The 21,498-nt window shown below is 72.9% G+C and carries 21 protein-coding genes and 1 pseudogene; 11 read left to right on the top strand and 11 right to left on the bottom strand.

The window, feature by feature from the left end:
* Positions 1 to 113: 113 nt before the first annotated feature.
* From ACZ7RU_RS02635 to ctaC, 3 genes are read right to left on the bottom strand one after another with little or no spacing between them, the layout of a single operon-like run.
* Entirely contained in the window at positions 114 to 530 is a 417-nt protein-coding gene (locus tag ACZ7RU_RS02635) for a cytochrome c oxidase subunit 4 (RefSeq protein ID WP_470339127.1), read from the bottom strand.
* A complete protein-coding gene (gene ctaD / locus ACZ7RU_RS02630) occupies positions 530 to 2,305 on the bottom strand; it encodes an aa3-type cytochrome oxidase subunit I (RefSeq protein WP_470339126.1) in 1,776 nt (591 codons plus the stop codon). The genes ACZ7RU_RS02635 and ctaD overlap by 1 nt, the downstream gene beginning before the upstream one ends.
* Entirely contained in the window at positions 2,302 to 3,156 is an 855-nt protein-coding gene (gene ctaC, locus ACZ7RU_RS02625) for an aa3-type cytochrome oxidase subunit II (RefSeq protein WP_470339125.1), read from the bottom strand. Before ctaC ends, ctaD begins: the two co-directional genes overlap by 4 nt.
* Positions 3,157 to 3,525: 369 nt before the next feature.
* Between ctaC and ACZ7RU_RS02620 the strand changes: the two genes are divergently transcribed.
* On the top strand, positions 3,526 to 5,079 hold the full coding sequence (locus ACZ7RU_RS02620; RefSeq protein WP_470339124.1) for an aminotransferase class V-fold PLP-dependent enzyme: 1,554 nt from the start codon (positions 3,526 to 3,528) through the stop codon (positions 5,077 to 5,079).
* Here the strand turns inward: ACZ7RU_RS02620 and ACZ7RU_RS02615 are convergent.
* The gene (locus ACZ7RU_RS02615; RefSeq protein WP_470339123.1) at positions 5,072 to 6,049 is read right to left on the bottom strand and encodes a carbohydrate kinase family protein; all 978 of its coding nucleotides are present in this window, start codon (positions 6,047 to 6,049) and stop codon (positions 5,072 to 5,074) included. The two genes, ACZ7RU_RS02620 and ACZ7RU_RS02615, sit on opposite strands and share 8 nt — an antisense overlap.
* A 274-nt stretch (positions 6,050 to 6,323) precedes the next feature.
* Between ACZ7RU_RS02615 and ACZ7RU_RS02610 the strand changes: the two genes are divergently transcribed.
* Positions 6,324 to 6,530: a hypothetical protein gene (locus ACZ7RU_RS02610; protein WP_470339122.1), complete on the top strand. Its 207-nt coding sequence runs from the start codon at positions 6,324 to 6,326 to the stop codon at positions 6,528 to 6,530.
* Positions 6,531 to 6,663: 133 nt separating this feature from the next.
* Positions 6,664 to 7,350, top strand: coding sequence for a hypothetical protein (locus ACZ7RU_RS02605; RefSeq protein ID WP_470339121.1), 687 nt, complete (start codon positions 6,664 to 6,666; stop codon positions 7,348 to 7,350).
* A 69-nt stretch (positions 7,351 to 7,419) separates the two neighbouring features.
* Here ACZ7RU_RS02605 and erpA read toward each other — a convergent pair whose 3' ends face one another.
* On the bottom strand, positions 7,420 to 7,773 hold the full coding sequence (erpA, locus tag ACZ7RU_RS02600; RefSeq protein WP_049651846.1) for an iron-sulfur cluster insertion protein ErpA: 354 nt from the start codon (positions 7,771 to 7,773) through the stop codon (positions 7,420 to 7,422).
* A gap of 242 nt (positions 7,774 to 8,015) precedes the next feature.
* Here erpA and ACZ7RU_RS02595 point away from each other — a divergent pair, with 242 nt between their 5' ends.
* On the top strand, positions 8,016 to 8,879 hold the full coding sequence (locus ACZ7RU_RS02595; protein ID WP_470339120.1) for a GNAT family N-acetyltransferase: 864 nt from the start codon (positions 8,016 to 8,018) through the stop codon (positions 8,877 to 8,879).
* Between the two features lie 68 nt (positions 8,880 to 8,947).
* Here the strand turns inward: ACZ7RU_RS02595 and ACZ7RU_RS02590 are convergent, their stop codons facing one another.
* From ACZ7RU_RS02590 to ACZ7RU_RS02580, 3 genes are all read right to left on the bottom strand, one after another.
* On the bottom strand, positions 8,948 to 10,315 hold the full coding sequence (locus ACZ7RU_RS02590) for a pyridoxal phosphate-dependent decarboxylase family protein (protein WP_470339119.1): 1,368 nt from the start codon (positions 10,313 to 10,315) through the stop codon (positions 8,948 to 8,950).
* 186 nt (positions 10,316 to 10,501) lie between these two features.
* Complete coding sequence (locus ACZ7RU_RS02585) at positions 10,502 to 10,966, bottom strand: Lrp/AsnC family transcriptional regulator (protein WP_049651848.1); 465 nt, start codon at positions 10,964 to 10,966, stop codon at positions 10,502 to 10,504.
* A 158-nt stretch (positions 10,967 to 11,124) separates the two neighbouring features.
* A complete protein-coding gene (locus ACZ7RU_RS02580; protein WP_470339118.1) occupies positions 11,125 to 12,048 on the bottom strand; it encodes an NADP-dependent oxidoreductase in 924 nt (307 codons plus the stop codon).
* Positions 12,049 to 12,269: 221 nt separating this feature from the next.
* Between ACZ7RU_RS02580 and nadA the strand changes: the two genes are divergently transcribed.
* A complete protein-coding gene (gene nadA / locus ACZ7RU_RS02575; RefSeq protein WP_360353792.1) occupies positions 12,270 to 13,454 on the top strand; it encodes a quinolinate synthase NadA in 1,185 nt (394 codons plus the stop codon).
* Between the two features lie 155 nt (positions 13,455 to 13,609).
* On the opposite strand, the gene pspAA is transcribed toward nadA, so the two are convergent.
* Both pspAA and ACZ7RU_RS02565 read right to left on the bottom strand, forming a co-directional pair.
* The gene (gene pspAA, locus ACZ7RU_RS02570; protein ID WP_470339117.1) at positions 13,610 to 13,903 is read right to left on the bottom strand and encodes a PspA-associated protein PspAA; all 294 of its coding nucleotides are present in this window, start codon (positions 13,901 to 13,903) and stop codon (positions 13,610 to 13,612) included.
* A gap of 37 nt (positions 13,904 to 13,940) precedes the next feature.
* The gene (locus ACZ7RU_RS02565) at positions 13,941 to 14,747 is read right to left on the bottom strand and encodes a PspA/IM30 family protein (RefSeq protein WP_470339116.1); all 807 of its coding nucleotides are present in this window, start codon (positions 14,745 to 14,747) and stop codon (positions 13,941 to 13,943) included.
* A 301-nt stretch (positions 14,748 to 15,048) separates the two neighbouring features.
* On the opposite strand from ACZ7RU_RS02565, the gene ACZ7RU_RS02560 reads away from it, so the two are divergent.
* Positions 15,049 to 15,648, top strand: a complete 600-nt coding sequence (locus tag ACZ7RU_RS02560; protein WP_470339115.1) for a DUF3043 domain-containing protein — start codon at positions 15,049 to 15,051, stop codon at positions 15,646 to 15,648.
* 179 nt (positions 15,649 to 15,827) lie between these two features.
* On the top strand, positions 15,828 to 16,568 hold the full coding sequence (locus ACZ7RU_RS02555) for a methyltransferase domain-containing protein (protein ID WP_470339306.1): 741 nt from the start codon (positions 15,828 to 15,830) through the stop codon (positions 16,566 to 16,568).
* A gap of 11 nt (positions 16,569 to 16,579) precedes the next feature.
* Here ACZ7RU_RS02555 and ACZ7RU_RS02550 read toward each other — a convergent pair whose 3' ends face one another.
* Positions 16,580 to 16,780 carry a hypothetical protein gene (locus ACZ7RU_RS02550; protein ID WP_402405412.1) on the bottom strand — a complete coding sequence of 67 codons (201 nt, stop codon included), beginning with the start codon at positions 16,778 to 16,780 and terminating at the stop codon, positions 16,580 to 16,582.
* Between the two features lie 119 nt (positions 16,781 to 16,899).
* Between ACZ7RU_RS02550 and cobU the strand changes: the two are divergent.
* From cobU to ACZ7RU_RS02530, 4 genes and pseudogenes are all read left to right on the top strand, one after another.
* Positions 16,900 to 17,460 (top strand): annotated as a pseudogene (gene cobU, locus ACZ7RU_RS02545) (bifunctional adenosylcobinamide kinase/adenosylcobinamide-phosphate guanylyltransferase); the annotation flags it as partial.
* Between the two features lie 28 nt (positions 17,461 to 17,488).
* Complete coding sequence (locus ACZ7RU_RS02540; RefSeq protein ID WP_470339114.1) at positions 17,489 to 18,613, top strand: nicotinate-nucleotide--dimethylbenzimidazole phosphoribosyltransferase; 1,125 nt, start codon at positions 17,489 to 17,491, stop codon at positions 18,611 to 18,613.
* Positions 18,614 to 18,688: 75 nt separating this feature from the next.
* A complete protein-coding gene (locus tag ACZ7RU_RS02535; protein WP_470339113.1) occupies positions 18,689 to 19,480 on the top strand; it encodes an adenosylcobinamide-GDP ribazoletransferase in 792 nt (263 codons plus the stop codon).
* 257 nt (positions 19,481 to 19,737) lie between these two features.
* Positions 19,738 to 21,240: a leucyl aminopeptidase gene (locus tag ACZ7RU_RS02530; RefSeq protein WP_470339112.1), complete on the top strand. Its 1,503-nt coding sequence runs from the start codon at positions 19,738 to 19,740 to the stop codon at positions 21,238 to 21,240.
* The last annotated feature ends 258 nt before the right edge of the window (positions 21,241 to 21,498 follow it).

Genomic DNA, 21,498 nt, shown 5'->3' with positions numbered 1-21,498 from the left:
GTTCACCCGCCGGAGTGAAGTCGTCATCCCGGGGACGCAGCGGGAGGCCTGGAACGCAGCAGGGCCGGTCCTCCCGTGCGGGAGGACCGGCCCTGGTGCCGGAAGCGGGAACCCTACTGGTTCTGGTTCTCGCCCCGGTAGAACTCGAAGACCCATCCGAAGATGCCGATCATGATGATCGGGGCGGCCCAGAACATCAGCCACCAGCCGAAGATCACGCCCAGGAAGGCGAGCGCGCCACCGAGCGCCAGCGAGAGCGGCTGCCAGCTGTGCGGGGCGAAGAAGCCCAGCTCGCCGGAGTCGTCCGCGACCTCGGCCTCGGGGTTGTCACCCGCGCCGCTGTCCACCCGGCGGGCGGTGAAGGCGAGGTAGTACCCGATGAACGCGCAGAGGCCGAAGGCCAGGAACAGCGCGGTGGTACCGGCGGCCTCGATGCCGAGGTCCGAGTGGTTGGTCCACAGACCGTAGGTCAGGGCCATCGCCAGCACGAAGACCGCCAGGCCCAGGAAGATCTTTCCCTGTTCCTTCATCAGGCGTCGCCCTTCTTCTTGCCCTTGCCCAGCTGCGGGGCGTCGTACTTCGCCGGGGTCACACCGGCGAGGTGCTTGGCCGGCTCACCGTGGTTCTCCAGGTAGTCCAGCGCGGCGACCTCCGGGTGGTGGAGGTCGAAGGCCGGGGATTCGGAGCGGATCCGCGGAAGGGTGAGGAAGTTGTGCCGCGGCGGCGGGCAGGAGGTCGCCCACTCCAGCGAGCGGCCGAAGCCCCACGGGTCGTCCACGGCGACCTTCTCGCCGTACTTGGCGGTCTTCCAGACGTTGTAGAGGAACGGCAGGATCGACAGGCCGAGCACGAAGGAGCCGATGGTCGAGACGGTGTTCAGGGTGGTGAAGCCGTCCGAGTTCAGGTAGTCGGCGTAGCGGCGGGGCATGCCCTCCGCACCGAGCCAGTGCTGCACCAGGAAGGTGGTGTGGAAGCCGAAGAACAGCGTCCAGAAGGTGATCTTGCCGAGGCGCTCGTCCAGCATCTTGCCGGTCATCTTCGGCCACCAGAAGTGGAAGCCGGCGAACATCGCGAAGACGACGGTGCCGAAGACCACGTAGTGGAAGTGGGCGACGACGAAGTACGAGTCCGAGACGTGGAAGTCGATCGGCGGGGAGGCCAGCAGGACACCGGTCAGACCGCCGAAGAGGAAGGTGACCAGGAAGCCGACCGTCCAGAGCATCGGGGTCTCGAAGCTCAGCGAGCCCTTCCACATGGTGCCGACCCAGTTGAAGAACTTCACACCGGTCGGGACCGCGATCAGGAAGGTCATGAAGGAGAAGAACGGCAGCAGCACCTGCCCGGTGACGTACATGTGGTGCGCCCACACCGTCACGGACAGACCGGCGATCGCGATGGTGGCCGCGATCAGGCCGGAGTAGCCGAACATCGGCTTGCGGCTGAAGACCGGGATGATCTCCGACACGATGCCGAAGAACGGCAGCGCGATGATGTACACCTCGGGGTGGCCGAAGAACCAGAACAGGTGCTGCCAGAGCATCGCCCCGCCGTTGGCCGGGTCGAAGACGTGGGCACCGAACTTGCGGTCCGCCTCCAGGGCGAACAGCGCGGCGGCCAGCACCGGGAAGGCCAGCAGGACCAGCACCGAGGTCAGCAGGACGTTCCAGACGAAGATCGACATCCGGAACATCGTCATGCCGGGCGCGCGCATGCAGATGATCGTGGTGATGAAGTTGACCGCACCGAGGATCGTGCCGAAGCCGGAGAAGGCCAGACCCATGATCCACATGTCGCCGCCGATGCCGGGCGAGTGCACCGCGTCCGACAGCGGGGAGTAGGCGAACCAGCCGAAGTTGGCGGCGCCGTTCGGGGTCAGGAAGCCCGCGACCGCGATGGTCGAGCCGAAGAGGTACAGCCAGTACGCGAACATGTTCAGACGCGGGAACGCCACGTCCGGGGCGCCGATCTGGAGCGGCATGATCCAGTTCGCGAAGCCGGCGAAGAGCGGCGTCGCGAACATCAGCAGCATGATCGTGCCGTGCATCGTGAACGCCTGGTTGAACTGCTCGTTCGACAGGATCTGGGTCCCGGGACGAGCCAGCTCGGCGCGCATGACCAGGGCGAGGATGCCACCGATCAGGAAGAAGGCGAACGACGTGGCCAGGTACAGCGTGCCGATCGTCTTGTGGTCGGTGGTGGTCAGCCACTTGATGATGGTCGAACCCGGCTTCCGGGTCCGCTGCGCCCCGACCGTGACGGCCTCGGCGCCCCCGCCGGCCGCGGCGGGCTCGTTGAGGATTGTCACTTCTCTTCACTTCCCATGGTGATCAGGCCGGAGGGCACCGCACCGTTCTGGCCCTTGGCGCGAAGCTCGGCCAGGTGCTTGTCGTAGTCGGCGCGGTCGACGACCTTGACGTTGAACAGCATGCGCGAGTGGTCGACGCCGCAGAGCTCGGCGCACTTGCCCATGTACTCGCCCTTGACGGTCGGCGTGACCTCGAACTTGTTCACCACGCCCGGCACGACGTCCATCTTCATCATGAAGTTGACGGGCCAGAAGTCGTGGATGACGTCACGCGAGGTGAGACGGAACTGAACCGTCTCGTTGACCGGCAGCCAGAGCGTCGGGGCGTCCTTGGGCGTACCGACCTCGTACGCGGCGTCCTTGTTGGCCGGGTCGGGGGTCTCGGTGTTCTCGTAGTTGAACGCCCAGCTCCACTGGAAACCGACCACGTTGACGTAGTGCTGCGGCTTCTCGGAGGTGGCGATCAGCTTCGACTCGTCGCGGGCGACGAAGTAGAAGAGCACCGAGACGATGATGATGGGGACCGCGGTGTAGAGCGCCTCGATGGGCACGTTGTACCGGGTCTGCGGGGGGATCTCCACACCGGTGCGCTTGCGGCGGTGGAAGACCACGCTCCAGATGATCAGACCCCACATCAGTACGCCGACCACCAGCGCCGCGATCCAGGACCCCTGCCACATCTGGAGGACCATCGGCCCTTCCTTGGTGACGGGGCTCGGGAGGCCAAGCCTGGGGAGGTCGTTGGCCGAGCAGCCGGTGGCGGTCGCGATGACGAGGCCCAGTGCCAGCGCCTGAGGCAGCTTCCGCCGCATCGTGCGCCGCGGCGAGCGGTCGGAGCCGTTGGGACTCACGTAGCGCCTTCCCGAAGTCTCGCCCGCCTTCGCGTCGCCCCGGGGAGGAGTGTGAGCCTCCCCGGCGACCCGTCCACGGGCACGGTTTGAATGCTTATGCGGGCCAAACCCTACTCCAGCCTTATGCGCTCCTGACGGGCAGCCCCCGGTAACGCGCCGCCCGCTAGCCCGATCAGGCCCGGTGGGGGCTGCGTCGCAGGTCATCGTAGGCATTCGAGGTCCGTACGCCCGATCGGGGGATGACCTCGGACGACGCCCGTGACGACCCGTCGGACGCGGACGAAGCGGACATTCGGGGTGATCGACTGACGGTGGGTGAGCCGCGCGGACGGACCGGGCCGCGGACCGGGGGTGTCGTTAAATGTGAACGTGTACTTCGACGCGGCCTCGACCGCCCCTCTGCACCCCGTCGCGCGGCAGGCGCTGACCGCCGCCCTGGACGAGGGCTGGGCCGATCCGGCCCGGCTGTACCGCTCCGGTCGGCAGGCCCGGATGCTGCTGGACGCCGCCCGCGAAACGGTGGCCGCGGTGCTGGGCGCCCGGGCGGACGAGATCGCCTTCACGGCGAGCGGCACCCAGGCCGTCCAGCTCGGCCTGCTGGGCGCCCTGACCGGGAACCGGCGGCGCGGCGGCCACTTCGTGCACTCCGCGGTGGAGCACTCCAGCGTGCTGCACGTCGCCGAGCGCCACCAGGGTGCCGGGGGCGAGGTGTCGGTGGCGCCGGTGGACCGGGGCGGCCGGGTCGACCCGGCGGCCTTCGGCGCGCTGCTGCGCCCGGACACCGCGCTGGCCGCGGTGCAGAGCGCCAACCACGAGGTCGGGACGGTGCAGCCGCTCGGCGAGGTCGCCGAGCTGTGCGCCGGGGCCGGCGTCCCGCTGGTGGTCGACGCGGCGCAGAGCGCCGGCCGGATGGACGTCCCGGCGGGCTGGTCGCTGCTGACCGCGAGCGCCCACAAGTGGGGCGGGCCGCCCGGGGTCGGGGTGCTGGCGGTGCGCAAGGGCGTCCGGTACGCCTCGCCGCTGCCGGCCGACGAGCGCGAGGGCGGCCGGGTGCCCGGCTACGTCAACGTCCCGGCGATCGTGGCCGCGGCCGCCTCGCTGCGTGCGGTACGGGCCGAGGCCGAGCAGGAGAACGCCCGGCTGCACGCGCTGGTGGAGCGGATCCGCACCCGGGTGCCGCGGCTGGTGCCCGAGGTCGAGGTGGTCGGCGACCCGGTGCGGCGGCTGCCGCACATCGTCACCTTCTCCTGTCTGTACGTGGACGGGGAGGTGCTGCTGACCGAGCTGGACCGGGCGGGCTTCGCGGTCTCCTCCGGCTCCTCCTGCACCTCGTCCACGCTGACGCCCAGCCACGTGCTGGCGGCGATGGGGGTGCTCACCGAGGGGAACGTCCGGGTCTCGCTGCCGTACGGGACGGCCGAGGCCGACGTGGAGCGCTTCCTCACGGTGCTGCCCGGCCTGGTGGCCGGCGTCCGGGCGCCGCTCGGGCTGGACCTGCCGGCGCCGACGGTGGCGGGGGCGGAGGCGGGGCCGGAGGAGGAGGCGGCGGAGGTGGCGCTCCCGCCCCGAGCCGAAGGGCGCGCCGGTGCCGAGAGCGAAGAGCGACAAGCGACCGACGAAGGAGGGAGTGCCGGAGCGAGGAGCGTCGGCACCGGGTCCGAGCGCCCGGAGGCGGGCGGGCGGGTGACAGTGATCGACGCGCTGGGCAAGCGGTGCCCGCTGCCGGTGATCGAGCTGGCGAAGCGGATCGGCGAGGTGCCGCCGGGCGGCACGGTCGCCGTGCTGGCGGACGACGAGGCGGCCCGGCTGGACATCCCGGCCTGGTGCGAGATGCGCGGGCAGGAGTACGCGGGCGAGGCCCCGGCCGCCGAGTACGGCGGCGACCGGGGCTCGGCCTACCTCGTCGTCCGGCGGACTACTTGACCAGGTGCGCGCTGATCTCGGCGGCCGCCTCGGCGCCGTAGGCCGCCTCGAAGCGCTTCAGGAAGGCGGCCGGGCGCAGCTCGTACTCCTGGGTGCCGACGGTCTCGATCACCAGGGTGGCGAGCATGCAGCCGAGCTGGGCGGAGCGCTCCAGGTCGAGGTCCCAGGACAGACCGGCCAGGAAGCCGGCGCGGAAGGCGTCGCCGACGCCGGTCGGGTCGACCTTGGCCTCCTCCTTGGCGCAGCCGACCAGGATCGGCTCCTCGCCCTTGCGCTCGATCCGGACGCCCTTGCTGCCCAGGGTGGTGATCCGGGTGCCGACGCGGGTGAGCAGCTCCTCGGCGCCCCAGCCGGTCTTGCTCTCGATCAGCGCGGCCTCGTACTCGTTGGTGAAGAGGTACGCGGCGCCGTCGACGATCTCGCGGATGTCGTCGCCCTCCAGGCGGGCCAGCTGCTGGGAGGGGTCGGCGGCGAAGGCGTAGCCGCGGGTGCGGCACTCCTGGGTGTGGCGGACCATGCCCTGCGGGTCGTCGGCGCCGATCAGGACGAGGTCCAGGCCGCCGACGCGGTCGGCGATCGGCTTCAGCTCGATGTTGCGGGCCTCGGCCATGGCACCCGTGTAGAACGAGGCGATCTGGTTGTGGTCCTCGTCCGTGGTGCACATGAAGCGCGCGGTGTGCCGGGTCTCGGAGATGTGGACGGACTCGCAGTCCACGTTGTTGCGCTCCAGCCAGCTGCGGTACTCGGCGAAGTCCGCGCCGGCGGCGCCGACCAGGACCGGGCGCAGCCCCAGCACACCCATACCGAAGGCGATGTTCGGCGCGACGCCGCCGCGGCGGATGTCCAGGGTGTCGACCAGGAAGGACAGCGACACGGTGTGCAGCTGCTCGGCGACGAGCTGGTCGGCGAACCGGCCGGGGAACGTCATCAGGTGGTCGGTGGCGATCGAGCCGGCGACGGCGATACGCACGGAAGGTCTCCTCAGGATGGCAGCGGGGCCAACGGGCAGGCGGGGATGAACCCACCCACGGTACCCGGCGCCGGGGAGCGCCCAGGCAGGAGTGCCGCAAGTTGCCGCCCGCACGGCCATGGTGACACCCGTCGCCCTCGAATGTGTACTACCTCCCGGTAGCACTGGTGGGCGGCCGGACCCCTGCCTAGGGTCGGCCCTGGAGGGCCCGTTCCTGCGGGCCCGTCGTCGACCGTGGCAGCGTGGCCACGGCCCTGGATCGGAGCGATGCCCGATGATGACCGACCACTGTGCCCTGCCCGCTCTGCGGAGCGAGGACGGCGAGACGCTCGACGCCCTGGTGGACTCCTCCCGGCGGCTGCGCCGGTTCTGGCCGCAGGTCGCGGCCGGCCCGGAGCCCCTCGCCCCCGCGCCGGCCGGGGTCAGGGTCCCCTCCGGAGCGCTGCGGGTGGTGGCCGGGATGGCCGAGTACGGTCTCTGAGCCCGCGCCGTACGGATCGGGCCCGTACGGAACCGGATCGGGCCGGTACGGAACCGGATCCGACCGGAGCACGTCACATCCGCGCGGAGCGGCCGAGGCGGCGGCACCGCTGAGTCCTCGGGAGGATGTGCAGATGGATCTGGAGACGATGCCCCGGCGCGGTCGGCGGGCGGTGGCCCTGGCGGGTCTGGCGCTGGCGGCGGTGATGACGGTGGCCGGCTGCGACGGGGGCGGCAAGCCCGCCTCGGACTCGGCGGCGGGCGGCGCGGCCTCCGCGTCGGCCTCGGCGAGTGCCTCCCCGCAGGCCCCGGCCGGCTCCGCGAGCCCGTCCTCGGCGGCGACGGGGAGTTCCTCCGGCGCCGCGCAGCCGGCCCAGCCGCCGACCGGCTTCACGCCCACCCCGGCCTCGCCCGCGCCCGGGCAGCCGGCTCCCGCCACTCCCCCGGGCAACGGGATCGCGGTGGGCGAGCCGAACCCGAACGGTTCGGACGCGCCCGCCCGTCCGCCGGTCGCCTACCGGGTGGACGGCACCACCAAGCTGACCGTCTACTTCTTCGGCGGGGTCTGCACCCAGTACGCGCTGAAGGCGGACGAGTCCCAGCCGGGCCGGGTGGACGTGCTGGTCGTGCCGGGCCCGCCCACCGTCCCGCCGGGGCAGGTGTGCAACGCGCTGGCCAAGCGGCAGTCGGTCTCGGCCGACCTGCGCTCGCCGCTGGCCGGGCGGACCGTGGTCGACAAGTCCAGCGGCCAGGAGCTGCCGCTGGAGGGCGACCCGCACATGGGGCCGGACCCGGTCACTCCGGACGTCGCCGGACGGTAGGCGCCCCGGAGGGCGGACAACGGAAAGGCGGCCCCGGGGTGATCCCCGGGGCCGCCTTCCGCAGCGGGCTCAGCTGAACGAGTCGCCGCAGGCGCAGGAGCCGGTGGCGTTCGGGTTGTCGATGGTGAAGCCCTGCTTCTCGATGGTGTCGACGAAGTCGACGGTGGCGCCACCGAGGTACGGGGCGCTCATGCGGTCGGTGACGACCTTGACCCCGTCGAAGTCCTTGATCACGTCGCCGTCGAGCGAGCGCTCGTCGAAGAACAGCTGGTAACGCAGGCCGGAGCAGCCGCCGGGCTGGACGGCGACGCGCAGCGCGAGGTCCTCGCGGCCTTCCTGCTCCAGCAGGGCCTTGACCTTGGCCGCGGCGGCATCGGTAAGGAGGATGCCACTCTCGACGGTGGTCTCGTCCTGGACGGTCATCTGCTTTCTCCCGGTCTTGACGACGGTCTGCCGCCAGTGCCAACCAACGGCCGTCCGGTTTCATTTCCCGGGCGGCGATGGATTTCTGGGGCGTGTCGCGGTGGTTGTCCGTGGGCCGGGTGTGCACCCGGGTCCCCTACCCTCCCCATGCTCGCACACCGCCGGAGGACGGGTCACCGCCCGAGCCGTGGATCCGGGCGAAGCGGCCCCGCGGCGGGCCGCCGGGCGCCAGGATGGTCCTCATGATCCTTCGCCCGGTCAGGGACACCGCCGCGGACGCGGAGGCCGTCCAGGAGCTCGCCGACGCGGCGTTAGCCGACGTCTCCGCGCCGGCCGGGGCGGCGCCGGAGCCGGCGCCGCTGCGGCTGGCCCGGACCAGGCACCTGGCGCGCACCGACCCCGGGGGCTGCTGGCTCGCGGAGAGCGCCGGCGAGCCGGTCGGGGCGGTGCTGTCGATCCGCCGGGAAGGGCTGTGGGCGCCCTCGCTGTACGCCGTCCGGCCGTCCGCGCAGGGCAAGGGCGTCGGGCGGCTGCTGCTGGAGCGGGCGGCGGCGTACTCGCGGGGCTGCCTGCGCGGGATGGTCTGCGCCGCGGACTCCCCGGCGGCGGCCCGCCGCTACCGGCTGGCCGGGTTCACCCTGCACCCGGCGATGCGGCTGGCCGGACGGGTGGACCGGGACGGGCTGCTCGACCCCGGGGACATCCCGGTGCACCCCGGCAACGCGACCCATCTGCACCTGCTGGACTCGGTGGACCGGCGGCTGCGCGGGTCCGCCCACGGGCCGGACCACGAGCTGATGCTCGGCCACTTCGAGGAACTGCTGATCGCCGACGCGCTGGCCGGCAGCGGCTACTGCTACCGGGACGGCGGGGTGGTGCGGCTGCTCGCGGCCACCAGCAAGCGGATCGCCGCCCGGCTGCTGCGCGAGGCCCTGGCCCGGGTGCCGGACGGGGTCGAGGCGCGGGTGGAGCACCTGACCGCGGAGCAGGAGTGGGCGCTGGACGTCGGGCTGGAGGTCGGGCTGACGCCCCGGGCCGGCGGCTTCGTCGGGGTGCGCGGGATGCGGCCGCCGACGCCGTACCTGCCGAGCGGGGCGTTTCTGTAGGGCGGTGGACACGCGTACGGCCCCCGCCGGGGTGCCGGTGGGGGCCGTACGTCCGGAGCTCAGTTGGCTCAGGCCATGGTGTCCAGGATCTCCCGGACCATCTCCATGGTGGTGCCCGGGTGCAGGAAGGCGAAGCGGGCGACCGTCTCGCCGTCCCAGCCGGTGGGGGTGACGAAGCCGATCTGGTCCGCGAGCAGCTGCTGCGACCAGCGGTAGTAGTCGTCGTTGGTCCAGCCCTTGCGCTTGAAGCAGACCGCCGAGAGCTGCGGGTCGAACAGCAGCTCCAGGTGCTCGGTCTCGCGGATCAGCTGGGCGGTCTCCCGGGCCAGGGTGAGGCCGGCCTCGATGGCGTCGGTGTAGGCCTGGACGCCGTGCACGGCCAGCGAGAACCAGAGCGGCAGGCCGCGGGCGCGCCGGGTCAGGTGGTAGGCGTAGTCGGTGGGGTTCCACTCGTCGCCCTCGGTGTGCAGGACGTCCAGGTAGGAGGCGTCCTGGGTGTGCACGGCGCGGGCGAGCTGCGGGTTGCGGTAGATCAGCGCGGCGCAGTCGAAGGGGGCGAACAGCCACTTGTGCGGGTCGACCACGAAGGAGTCGGCGTGCTCGATGCCCTCGTAGCGCTCCCGCACCGAGGGGGCGAACAGGCCCGCGCCGCCGTAGGCGCCGTCGACGTGGAACCAGAGGTCGCGCTCGCGGGCGACCTCGGCCAGGCCCTTGAGGTCGTCGACGATGCCCTCGTTGGTGGTGCCGGCGGTGCCGACGACGGCGATCACCGTCTCCGGGTTCGGGTCGGCGGCCAGGGCGGCGCGCAGCGCCTCGCCGGTGAACCGCCGGTCGACGGTCGGGACCTTGAAGGCCTCGACGCCGATGATGTTGAAGGTGTTCTTGACCGAGGAGTGCACCTGGTCGGCGACCGCGATCCGCAGCCGTGCCTCCGGACCGACGCCCAGCCGGCGGCGGGCGGTGTCGCGGGCGACGACGAGGGCGGAGAGGTTGCCCGCCGAGCCGCCGGAGACGAAGGTGCCGCCGGCCGACTGGGGCAGGCCCGCACGGTCGGCGATCAGGCGCAGCACCTGGTTCTCGGCGGCGATCGCGCCGGCCGCCTCCAGCCAGGAGATGCCCTGCAGGGAGGCGCAGGAGACGACCATGTCGAACAGCAGCGCGGCCTTGGTCGGGGCACACGGGATGAAGGACAGGTAGCGCGGGCTGTCGGCGGAGATGACCGCCCGGGACAGCTCGTGGTCGTACAGCTTGAGGACGTCGGCCGGGTTGTTGCCGTCCTGGTTCAGCAGGCCGGCCAGCTGGGCGCGCAGGTGCTCGCCGTCACCGGGGTGGTCGAGCGGGACGGGGTCGTACTGCAGCCGCTCCCGCATGTAGTCGAAAACCAGGTCGACCAGTTCGTTGTCGGGCCGGTGCATGCGGTCGGGTGCTGCGGACACGGCTGTCCCTCTCGGCGTGGGGTGTCGGGGGGCGCCCGGTCGGCGGGACGCTTCACCGCGACGGCCGGACGTGATCAGCGTAAGCAGCGCGGGTACCTCACCGCGCGTCGGAACGCGGCTGGTCAGGCAGGTTTCGAGCGTCTTCCGGCCGGTCCGCGCAGGATTCCTGCGTCCCCGCGGTGCCGGTCAGCCGATGAGCTGGGAGAGCACCACCGAGGAGCGGCTGCGCTGCACTCCGGGCTCGCGCCGGATGCGCTCGATGACGGCCTCCAGGTGGCGCATGTCGGCGGCCCGCAGGTGGACCAGGGCGTCCGGGTCGCCGGTGACCGTCCAGGCGGCGACCACCTCGGGGAACTGCCGCAGGCTGGCGAGGATCTCCTCGGGGGCGGTGCGCTCGCGGCAGTAGACCTCGACGAAGGCCTCGGTCTGCCAGCCCAGCACGGACGGGTCGAGCACCACGGTGAAGCCCCGGACCACGCCGCGCGCCCGCAGCCGGTCGATCCGGCGGCGCACGGCGGTGGCGGAGAGGTTCACCTGTAGGCCGATCTCGGCGTACGAGGCGCGGCCGTCGCTGCCGAGCCGGGCGAGCAGGAGCCGGTCGGTCTCGTCCAGGTCGGCCCCGACCACCTCGTGCGCTCGGCTGCTGGTCATGGGTGCGGGGCTCCACGGGTCGTACGAGGGTTCGGCGAGCGCTCCGGCGGCGACTGTGATGCCACTGCCACTGCCTGCCACTGCCGAAACGGTTCTTCACCATTCTGTCGGATGACCTGGACGAGTTCACCGCCGGTGGACGACCGGGCGGGCGGCCGTCACGGGACGAGCAGCACGATCTTCCCCCGGGTGCGGCCCTCGGCGCTGAGCGCCTGGGCGGAGGCGGCCTGGGCCAGCGGGAAGGTGGAGGCGACGGTGACGGTCAGCCGGCCGTCGTCGGCGAGCCGGGCCAGCTCGGCGAGGTCGTCGGCGTCCGGGCGGACCCAGACGTACCGGCCGCCGAGCGCCTTGACCCCGAAGTCGGTGGTCGAGGCGATCCGGGCCGGGTCCGCCACCAGGCCGGCCGAGAGCTGGACGGCGCCGTGGCCGACCAGGTCGAGCGCCGCGTCCACCCCGTCGGGGGCGAGCGCGCGGACCCGGTCGGCCAGGCCCTCGCCGTAGACCACCGGCTCGGCGCCGAGGCCGCGCAGGAAGTCGTGGTTGCGCTCGGCCGCGGTGCCGATCACCCGGGCCCCGGCGGCCCGGGCCAGCTGCACCGCCAGGTGGCCGACCCCGCCCGCGGCGGCGTGCACCAGGACGGTCTCCCCCTCGGCGAGGCGCAGCGCCCTCAGGCCCTGCAACGCGGTGAGCCCGGCCAGCGGCAGGCCGCCGGCCTGCGCCCAGTCCAGCGCGGCCGGCTTGGGGGCCAGGGTGCGGACCGGGGCGGAGACCAGCTCGGCGTAGGTACCGTGCTCGACCGCGTCCTTGCGGACGTAGCCGTACACCTCGTCGCCCGGGGCGAACTCGGTGACCCCGCCGCCGACCGCGCGGACCACGCCGGCCAGGTCCCAGCCCATGACCAGCGGGAAGTGCGCGTCGAGGATGCCGTCCAGGGCGCCGTCCCGGATCTTCCAGTCCACCGGGTTCACCCCGGCCGCCCGGACCTCGACCAGGACGGAGTCGGGCCCGACCTTGGGGTCCGGCAGGTCGGTGTACTCGACCACCTCGGGGCCGCCGTAGCGGTTGATCGCGATTGCCTTCATGGGTCCAGCCATACCCGGGGGCCCGGACATATCGATTCGGCCACGCCCGTACTCCCCCGAACCGGGCATCCGGCTCCGCCAGGGGTCCGTTCTGTCGAGCGGTTCTCGTCACATCGACAGGATGGCCATCGTCACTCTGACGCTAACCGGTTATCATAGATAGCGTCAGTTAGACGAAAAGGCTTCACCGCTTGATCGGCCGCACAGAAGGGCACCCGCCCGTGACCACCACCATCACCGAGACCCACGGCGTCGACCCCACCCCGACGCCGCTCGCTCTGCTGCTGCTCGGCCGCGAGGCCGACCCGAACAGCGAGCGCGGGGTCGAATGCCCCGGTGACCTCCCGCCGGCCTCCGACCCGAACCTCGTCGAGCGCGCGCGCGCGGCCAAGGCCGCGCTCGGCGACCGCGTCTTCATCCTCGGCCACCACTACCAGCGCGACGAGGTGATCGAGTTCGCCGACGTCACCGGCGACTCCTTCAAGCTCGCCCGCGACGCGGCGGCCCGCCCCGAGGCCGAGTACATCGTCTTCTGCGGCGTGCACTTCATGGCCGAGTCCGCGGACATCCTCACCGGCGACCGGCAGCAGGTCGTCCTGCCGGACCTCGCGGCCGGCTGCTCGATGGCCGACATGGCCACCGCCGAGCAGGTCGCCGAGTGCTGGGACGTCCTGACGGACGCCGGCATAGCCGACGTGACCGTCCCGGTCTCGTACATGAACTCCTCCGCCGACATCAAGGCCTTCACCGGCCGGCACGGCGGCCTCATCTGCACCTCCTCCAACGCCAAGCGCGCCCTGGAGTGGGCCTTCGAGCAGGGCCAGAAGGTGCTCTTCCTGCCCGACCAGCACCTCGGCCGCAACACCGCGGTACGGGACATGGGCTTCTCACTGGACGACTGCGTCGTCTACAACCCGCACCGGCCGAACGGCGGCCTGACCGCGGAGCAGCTGCGGGACGCGAAGATGATCCTCTGGCGCGGCCACTGCTCGGTGCACGGCCGGTTCAGCCTGGACTCGGTGAACGACGTCCGCGAGCGGATCCCCGGCGTGACCGTCCTGGTCCACCCCGAGTGCAAGCACGAGGTCGTCGCGGCCGCCGACATGGTGGGCTCGACCGAGTACATCATCAAGGCGCTGGACGCCGCCGAGCCCGGCTCCAAGTGGGCCATCGGCACCGAGCTGAACCTGGTCCGCCGCCTGGCCAAGGCGCACCCGGACAAGGAGATCGTCTTCCTGGACCGCGCGGTCTGCTTCTGCTCGACCATGAACCGGATCGACCTGCCGCACCTGGTCTGGGCTCTGGAGTCGCTGGTCGAGGGCCGGGTGCCGAACGTGATCACCGTCGACCCGGAGACCGAGAAGTACGCCAAGGCGGCGCTGGACCGGATGCTCGCCCTGCCGTAACCCGCGGGCGGGCGAGTCCCGCCCCGAGCGCCCCGGAGGCGAGCGGGCGAGTCCCGCCCCGAGCGCCCCGGAGGCGAGCGGGCGAGTAACAGCGAAGGGCGGGCCCCCTCCGGTGGGAGGGGGCCCGCCCTTTCGTCTGGCAGCAGCCGCAGTCGCTACTCGGGGAAGCCCGGGATGACGCCCTCGCCGTCGGCCATCAGCAGCTCGCGGACGTCGTCGATCGTCGCGTCCTCGCTCGGCAGGATCAGCTCCGACGGCTCCAGCGAGTCCAGCGGCACCGGAGCACCCGAACCCTTCACGGCCGCCAGCAGCTTGCCGTAGGCCAGCCGGAAGCGCTCCTCGTCGCCCGACTCCACCGCGGTGACGAGGTCGGCGTCGAGCGTGTTCAGCTCGCTCAGGTGGTCTTCGCCCACCTCGTACTGCCCCTCGCCCATGACCCTGATGATCATGCCGTGCGTCTCCCTGGTTCGTGGGGTCGAGCTCAGATCACTTGTTGTAGTTGATGCGCGGGGTGTCCTGCTGCGGCTGCGGCTGGACGTCCTGCGCCTTGCCCTGCTCGATCGCGGCGGGGCCGGCGGAGGAGGGACCGGACAGCTCGGCCTTCATCCGGGCCAGCTCCAGCTCGACGTCGGAACCGCCGGCCACGCGCTCCAGCTCGGCCTCGATGTCGTCCTTGCGGCCGAGACCGCTGGCGTCGTCGAGCGCGCCGGAGGCGAGCAGCTCGTCGATGGCACCGGCCCGGGCCTGCATCTGGGCGGTCTTGTCCTCGGCCCGCTGGATCGCCAGGCCGACGTCGCCCATCTCCTCCGAGATCCCGGAGAAGGACTCGGCGATGCGGGTCTGCGCCTGCGCGGCCGTGTACGTCGCCTTGATGGTCTCCTTCTTGGTGCGGAAGGCGTCCACCTTGGCCTGGAGCCGCTGGGAGGCGAGCGTGAGCTTCTCCTCCTCGGCCTGGAGCTGCTGGTACTGCGTCTCCAGGTCGGTGATCTGCGACTGCATGTTGGCCTTGCGCGTCAGCGCCTCGCGCGCGAGGTCCTCGCGGCCCAGCGACAGCGCCTTGCGGCCCTGGTCCTCGTACTTGGCCGACTGCTGCTGGAGCTGGGTCAGCTGGAGCTCGAGCCGCTTGCGCGAGGTCGCGACGTCCGCGACACCACGGCGTACCTTCTGCAGCAGTTCGAGCTGCTTCTGGTACGAGTAGTCGAGCGTCTCACGCGGATCCTCCGCCCGGTCCAAGGCTTTGTTCGCCTTGGAGCGGAAGATCAGCCCCATACGCTTCATGATTCCGTCGCTCATGGGCCTCGGGTGCCCCCTTCTCCGGCCTGCGGTCTCTATCTCGTTACCAGACACGACGAGTGTATGTGCAGCGAGCCCGTCGCCGCAGTGCACCTGCCTGCAACAAGACTGCTACAGCGACCAGTGGCGTTTCCTCCTCCCCCGGGTGGATCCGCCTCTCATACCCCCCATCGTCCATCCGAGTGATCCCCTACGGGAAGGCCCCGGGAAACCCGGCTCGGACGGCGACCTCGGGGTATCGATATGCGTTTGGGTCCGAGGGCACCCGTGGAAGCCGCGTCGCACCCCGTACGCTGGGGGTGTGTTCCGACGCCGTTCAGATGATGCCGCCGCCTCCGCCACCGTGCTGGAGAAGCAGGACGAGACGACCCAGGCCCGCGACCCGCAGGGCAAGAAGGGCCGCCCCACCCCCAAGCGCAGTGAGGCCGAGGCCAACCGGCGTACCCGGGTGACCGTGCCCAAGGACCGCAAGGAGGCCGCCCGCCAGGGGCGTGAGCGCATGCGCGTCGAGCGCGAGAAGCAGCGCCAGGCCCTGATGAACGGCGACGAGCGCCACCTGCCGGCCCGGGACAAGGGCCCGGTGCGCAAGTTCGCCCGCGACTACGTGGACTCCCGCTGGTCGCTCGCCGAGTTCTTCCTGCCGGCCGCCGTGGTCATCCTGGTGCTCAGCATCGTCAAGGTGCCGGCGCTCCAGCTGCTCTCCACCCTGCTGTTCCTGCTGTTCTTCGTGGTGGTGATCCTGGACTTCGTCCGCCTCGGCCTCGGTCTGCGCAAGCAGCTGGCCGAGCGCTTCGCCGGGCAGAACACCCGCGGCGCCGTCGCGTACGGCATCATGCGCACCCTCCAGATGCGCCGGCTGCGCCTGCCCAAGCCGCAGGTGCGGCGCGGGGAGAAGCCCTGACCGCCGAACCGGTCGACTCCGGCTGGGCCCCGCCTTCCTGGGAGGGGCCCGGCCTCTACGCACTTCCCGGCCAGGGGGGCGCGCTTCCGGGGCAGGGCGCCGGCGGCCACGACCGGCTCGCCCAGGAGCGCCGGCTGCCCTCGCGCAGCGGGTCCTTCGCGGGCGGCACCGGCGCGTGGCTGGACCGGCACGGCGGGCTGCGCGACTTCGTCCGCCAGGAGCTCGTCGCCCGCCAGCTCGCCGAACAGCTGGCCGGCCGCAGCGCGCAGCGCGTCCTCGACATCGGCTGCGGCCAGGGCACCCAGGCCCTGCGGCTGGCCCGGGCCGGCCACTACGTCACCGGGATCGACTCGGACGCGGTCGCGCTCGGCGTCGCCCAGGGGGCGCTCGCCGGGGAGCCGCCGGAGGTCCGCGGCCGGATGCAGCTGCTCAGCGGCGACGGCCACCAGTGCGGGCGCTGGTTCGGGCCGCGCAGCTTCGACGTGGTGCTCTGCCACGGCGTGCTGATGTACCTGCCGGACCCGGACCCGATGATCGCCTCGCTGGCCCGGCTGCTGGCGCCCGGCGGGCTGCTCTCGCTGCTGGTCCGCAACCGCGACGCACTCGCCCTGCGGCCGGCCGCCGCCGGGGACTGGCGGGCCGCCCTGCACGCCTTCGAGAGCGACCGGTACTACAACCGGCTCGGCCTGGCCGCGCGGGCCGACCGGATCGGCGACCTCACCGTCACCCTCTCCGAGGTGTCGGTGCCGCTGCGGCGCTGGTACGGCGTGCGGGTCTTCACCGACAACGCCCCGGACGACGCGGCGCCGCCGGTGGACGGGCGGCAGCTGGCCCAGCTCCTGGAAGCCGAGGACCGGGCCGGCCGCACCGACCCGTACCGGCAGGTCGCCGCGCTGCTGCACGTGATCGGGGCGAAGTAGCCGCCCGGGGCTCAGCCCTCGTGCAGGCTCATCGCGTACACCTTGGTGCCGTCCTCCAGCAGGACCGCGGTGTCCACGCCCTCCTCGGCGAGCTGCTTCCAGGTCTCCCCGATCCAGGTCTCGGCGTCCCCCTGGCCGGCGAACTCCTCCTGGCCGCCGCCGGGCGTCACCGCGCTGCCGTCCGCCTTCTCGTACCGCCACGTCCAGACCATGCCCGGCTCCTCCCACTGACGCTGCCTGTGTGCTGCGCACCATAGCTTGCCCGGCCCGATCTTCCGTATGCCTGTCGGGCAGGATGGGCGGCATGGCGACCCCACCCGAGCCCACCCGTCCCCCGCTGCCCCGCACGCTGCTGCTCGGCGGCGCCCGCTCCGGCAAGTCCACCCGCGCCGAGCAGCTGCTCGCCGACCACCCGGACGTCCTCTACGTGGCCACCGGCGGCACCCGGGACGGCGACGCCGAGTGGGCCCAGCGGGTCGCGCTGCACCGGGAGCGCCGGCCGGCCGGCTGGCGCACCGCCGAGACCTGCGACCTGGAGGCCGTGCTGGCCGACGCCGCCGACCCGGCGCCGGTGCTGGTCGACTGCCTCGCCCTGTGGCTGACCGCCGTGATGGACGAGTGCGGCGCCTGGGACGACGAGGCCTGGGCGAACGGCGGCGAGACCGCCGTTCAGCACCGCTGCGAGGCGCTGGCGCGGGCCTGGGCGGCCACCGGGCGGACGGCCGTCGCGGTGAGCAACGAGGTCGGCATGGGCGTCGTCCCGGCCACCGCCGCGGGCCGCCGTTTCCGCGACACCCTGGGCCGGCTCAACATGGCCGTGGCGGACGCCTCGGAGCGGGTCCTGCTCGTCGTGGCGGGGCAGGTGCTGACCGTCAAGCCGGCCTCAAACTGAACACCTTCGGCGTGTAGCCTTCCGGACGATGGACACGACCGTGGATCTCGATACGTTCTCCTCGCTCGTCGAGCGCCCAGACGAGAGCGCCCGGCGGGCCGCCGAGGAGCGCTGGCAGGCGGCCGACCGGCCGCGCGGCGGGCTCGGCCGGCTGGAGGAGCTGGGCAGCTGGCTGGCCTCCGTGCAGGGGCGCTCGCCGGTACGGCCCGTCTCCGCTCCCAAGGTGCTGCTGTTCGCCGCCGACCACGGCGTGGCGGCGCTCGGAGTCTCCCGGATGCCCGCCGACGGCGGCACCGCGGCCCGGGTGCGGGCCGTGCTCGACGGCAGCGCGCCGGTGTCCCGGCTGGCCGCGCGCTACGGCGCCCGGGTCCGGGTCGTCGACGTCGCGGTGGACGCCGATCCCGCCGACTTCCCGGACGAGGTGGTCGCCCACCGCGTCCGGCGCGGCTCCGGGCGGATCGACGTCGAGGACGCGCTCACCGCGCAGGAGACCGTCCGGGCGTTCCGGGCCGGCATGGCCGTCGCCGACGAGGAGGCCGACGCCGGCACCGACCTGGTGCTGCTCGGCGACCTCGGGGTCGGCGCCACCACGGTGGCCGGCGTCCTGGTCGGAGCGCTCTGCGGGACCGACGCGGCGGCGGTGACCGGGCGCGGCTCCGGGATCGACGACCGGGTGTGGATGGTCAAGTGCGCCACCATCAGGGACTCGCTGCGGCGGGCCCGACCGGTGCTCGGCGACCAGCTGGCGCTGCTCGGCGCCACCGGCGGGGCCGACTTCGCGGCGATCACCGGCTTCCTGCTCCAGGCGGCCGTCCGGCGGCTGCCGGTGGTGCTGGACGGCGTGGTCTCGGCGGCCTGCGCGCTGGTCGCGCAGCGGATCGCCTTCCGGGCGCCGGAGTGGTGGCGGGCCGGGCAGTCCAGCGGCGAGCCGGCCCAGGCGAAGGCGTACGACCGGCTGACCCTGACGCCGTTGCAGGACCAGGGCATCACCATGGGCGAGGGCCTCGGCGCGCTGCTGGCGCTGCCGCTGCTCCAGGCCGCCGGGGACGTGCTCGCGGACGAGGCGCCGAAGCCGTTCGCACCGGTGGCGCCGGGCGCGCCGAAGGAGCAGCCGAAGCTGCCCTCGGCGGCGGACCTGCTGCGGAAGCTCTAGGCCCCCCGGCCGACTGCACGACGACCCGAGGACGCCCCTGACCAGGGGCGTCCTCGCTGTGAGAGGAACGCGTCCATGGCGAGCGGCGGCGACCGGGCCACCTGGGCCGACGGCCTGCGGTTCGGGTTCGGGACCCTGTCCGTGCTGCGGGTGCGGGTGGAGCGCTGGGACCGGGCGGCGGCTGCCCGGGCGATGGTGACGGCCCCGGTGGTCGGGCTGGTGCTGGGGGCCCTGGCGGCCGCCGCCGGTGCGCTGGTGGCCTGGCGGGCGGGCGGACCGCTCGGCGCGGTGGCCGCGGTGGCGGTGCTCGCCGGGCTGACCCGGGGGCTGCACCTCGACGGCCTGGCGGACGTCGCCGACGGCCTGGGCAGCGGGAAGCCGGCCGAGGACGCGCTGCGCGTCATGAAGCAGTCCGACATCGGTCCGTTCGGTGTACTGACCCTGGTGCTGGTCCTGCTCGCCCAGGTGGCCGCGCTGGCCGGGCAGTTCGGCCACTCCCCGCTGCGCGGGGCGCTCGCGGTGCTCGCCTCGGCGACGGCCGCCCGGTGCGCGCTCGGCTGGGGCTGCCTGCGGTCGGTGCCGGCCGCCCGGCCGGGCGGGCTGGGGGCGATGGTGGCGAGCACCGTCCCGCCCGCCGGGGCCGCCGCCGGAACGGCCGCCGCGGCGCTCGCCCTGGCCGCGACCGGACTGTTCGACGGATGGTCAGTTCTCCGTCTCCCCCTGGCGGTTGTGCTCGGCGTCGGCTGCGCCCGGCTGCTGCTCGGACGGTGCGTGCGCAGGTTCGGCGGGATCACCGGGGACGTGCTCGGCGCGATGGCCGAAACCGCCGCGACCGCCGCGCTGTTCGCCCTGGCGTTGCTCGGCTGACACCGGGCGGCGCGTGATCCCAGCATGCGGACTACCATGCGTGGAGCACCGCAGCCCTGCACCGTGGCAGGTCCTGCCCGCCCGGCGCGTACCGAGGAGCCGGGGCCTCTGGTGTGCGCGGCCGCTACCGGCGGACGCGCGCGCCAGGGGCCCCGGACCCGGGGGCCCGCCGGCGGGCAGCCTGCGACGGCGGGCTGCGCCGGTTCGGCAGCCTCGCCGTGGCCGGCCGTCTACCGCGAAAGAACAGGACGCATTACGTGACTGCATTGTCTGTGAGCACCTCCTCCGCCGCCTCGCTGCGTGCGGACGCCCTGGTGGTCGGTGTCGCGAAGGGCCCGAAGGGCATCGTGCTGGCCCCCGGCGCCGAGGCCGTCAACGAGGCGTTCGAGGGCAAGCTGGCCGAGGTCCTCGCCACCCTGGGCGCGAGCGGCGCCGAGGGCGAGGCCGTCAAGGTCCCCTCCCCCGCCGGACTGAAGGCCGCGCTCGTGCTCGCGGTCGGCCTGGGCGAGGCCGCCGAGGACGGCTACGGACTGGAGGCGCTGCGCCGCGCCGCCGGTGTCGCCGGCCGCACCCTGGCCGGCGCCAAGAAGGCCGCGCTGGCCCTGCCCGCCGAGTCGGCGGAGGACATCGAGGCGGTCGCGCTGGGCGGCCTGCTCGGCTCGTACGCCTTCGGCGCGTACAAGGCCGACGGCAACGGCAAGGAGCCGGTCGGCGAGCTGGTCGTGCTGACCGCCCGCAAGGGCAGCAAGGACGCCAAGGCCGCCGTGGAGCGCGCCGCCGCGATCGGCGAGGAGATGAACCGGGCCCGCGACCTGGTCAACACCGCGCCGAACGACCTGAACCCGAAGAGCTTCGCCGCGATCGCCCAGGCGGCCGGCAAGGAGCACGGCCTCAAGGTCGAGGTGCTGGACGAGAAGGCGCTGACCAAGGGCGGCTTCGGCGGCCTGCTGGGCGTCGGCGGCGGCTCGGCCAACCCGCCCCGCCTGGTGAAGGTGGCCTACACCCACCCGAAGGCCAAGGCCACCCTGGCCTTCGTCGGCAAGGGCATCACCTACGACTCGGGCGGCATCTCGCTGAAGCCGGCCGGCCACAACGAGACCATGAAGTGCGACATGGCCGGCGCCGCCGCCGTGTTCGCCGCCGTGGTGGCCGCCAAGCGCCTGGGCCTGGTCGTCAACGTGACCGCCTGGCTGGCGCTGGCCGAGAACATGCCGTCCGGCTCCGCCACCCGCCCGGGCGACGTGCTGAGGATGTACGGCGGCAAGACCGTCGAGGTCCTGAACACGGACGCCGAGGGCCGCCTGGTGCTGGCCGACGCGATCGTGCGGGCCGGCGAGGAGAACCCGGACGTCATCATCGACGTGGCCACCCTGACCGGCGCCATGGTGCTGGCCCTGGGCAACCGCACCTTCGGCGTGATGGCCAACGACGACGAGCTGCGCGACGAGCTGCACGCGCTGGCCGGCGAGGCGGGCGAGCAGTCCTGGCCGATGCCGCTGCCGGCCGACCTGCGCAAGGGCTTCACCGAGTCGACCATCGCCGACCTGGCCAACATGGGCGAGCGGATGGGCGGCGGCCTGGTGGCCGGCCTGTTCCTGAAGGAGTTCGTGGCCGAGGGCACCGACTGGGCGCACCTGGACATCGCCGGTCCGGCGTTCCACGAGGGCGCGCCGTTCGGCTACACCCCGAAGGGCGGCACCGCGAGCGCGGTGCGCACCCTGGTCCGCTTCGCCGAGCAGAAGGCGAACGCCAAGGCCTGATCCAGGCATGCCCGACCAGGGCGTCCGCCGGTCCGGACGCCCTGGTCGGCGACCCGCTGCGACGGGGCCCGGCGCGTGTGCGCCGGGCCCCGTCGGCGTTCCCGGCCGGGTTACCGGCGAGTAGGCCCGGAGGCCGCGGCGCACTCCTGTTCGCTGCGGGCGAAACTTTGTTCCACAGTGCGGAAGAAGCCGCTGCGGACAGCGCGGAACACGCCCGTCCGGCGGCTGTCAACACCGCGCTGAGCTGCGATGATGCCC

The organism is Kitasatospora sp. NPDC114501 (assembly GCF_055633695.1).
This window is presented reverse-complemented; position numbering and strand designations above follow the sequence as displayed.

Excerpts from the sequence above, each read along its gene's own strand:
- ACZ7RU_RS02635 (WP_470339127.1), bottom strand. The coding sequence starts at position 530 with ATGAAGGAACAGGGAAAGATCTTCCTGGGCCTGGCGGTCTTCGTGCTG.
- ACZ7RU_RS02610 (WP_470339122.1), top strand. The coding sequence starts at position 6,324 with ATGATGACCGACCACTGTGCCCTGCCCGCTCTGCGGAGCGAGGACGGC.
- ACZ7RU_RS02605 (WP_470339121.1), top strand. The coding sequence starts at position 6,664 with ATGGATCTGGAGACGATGCCCCGGCGCGGTCGGCGGGCGGTGGCCCTG.
- erpA (WP_049651846.1), bottom strand. The coding sequence starts at position 7,773 with ATGACCGTCCAGGACGAGACCACCGTCGAGAGTGGCATCCTCCTTACC.
- ACZ7RU_RS02595 (WP_470339120.1), top strand. The coding sequence starts at position 8,016 with ATGATCCTTCGCCCGGTCAGGGACACCGCCGCGGACGCGGAGGCCGTC.
- ACZ7RU_RS02585 (WP_049651848.1), bottom strand. The coding sequence starts at position 10,966 with ATGACCAGCAGCCGAGCGCACGAGGTGGTCGGGGCCGACCTGGACGAG.
- ACZ7RU_RS02580 (WP_470339118.1), bottom strand. The coding sequence starts at position 12,048 with ATGAAGGCAATCGCGATCAACCGCTACGGCGGCCCCGAGGTGGTCGAG.
- pspAA (WP_470339117.1), bottom strand. The coding sequence starts at position 13,903 with ATGATCATCAGGGTCATGGGCGAGGGGCAGTACGAGGTGGGCGAAGAC.
- ACZ7RU_RS02565 (WP_470339116.1), bottom strand. The coding sequence starts at position 14,747 with ATGAGCGACGGAATCATGAAGCGTATGGGGCTGATCTTCCGCTCCAAG.
- ACZ7RU_RS02550 (WP_402405412.1), bottom strand. The coding sequence starts at position 16,780 with ATGGTCTGGACGTGGCGGTACGAGAAGGCGGACGGCAGCGCGGTGACG.
- ACZ7RU_RS02540 (WP_470339114.1), top strand. The coding sequence starts at position 17,489 with ATGGACACGACCGTGGATCTCGATACGTTCTCCTCGCTCGTCGAGCGC.
- ACZ7RU_RS02535 (WP_470339113.1), top strand. The coding sequence starts at position 18,689 with ATGGCGAGCGGCGGCGACCGGGCCACCTGGGCCGACGGCCTGCGGTTC.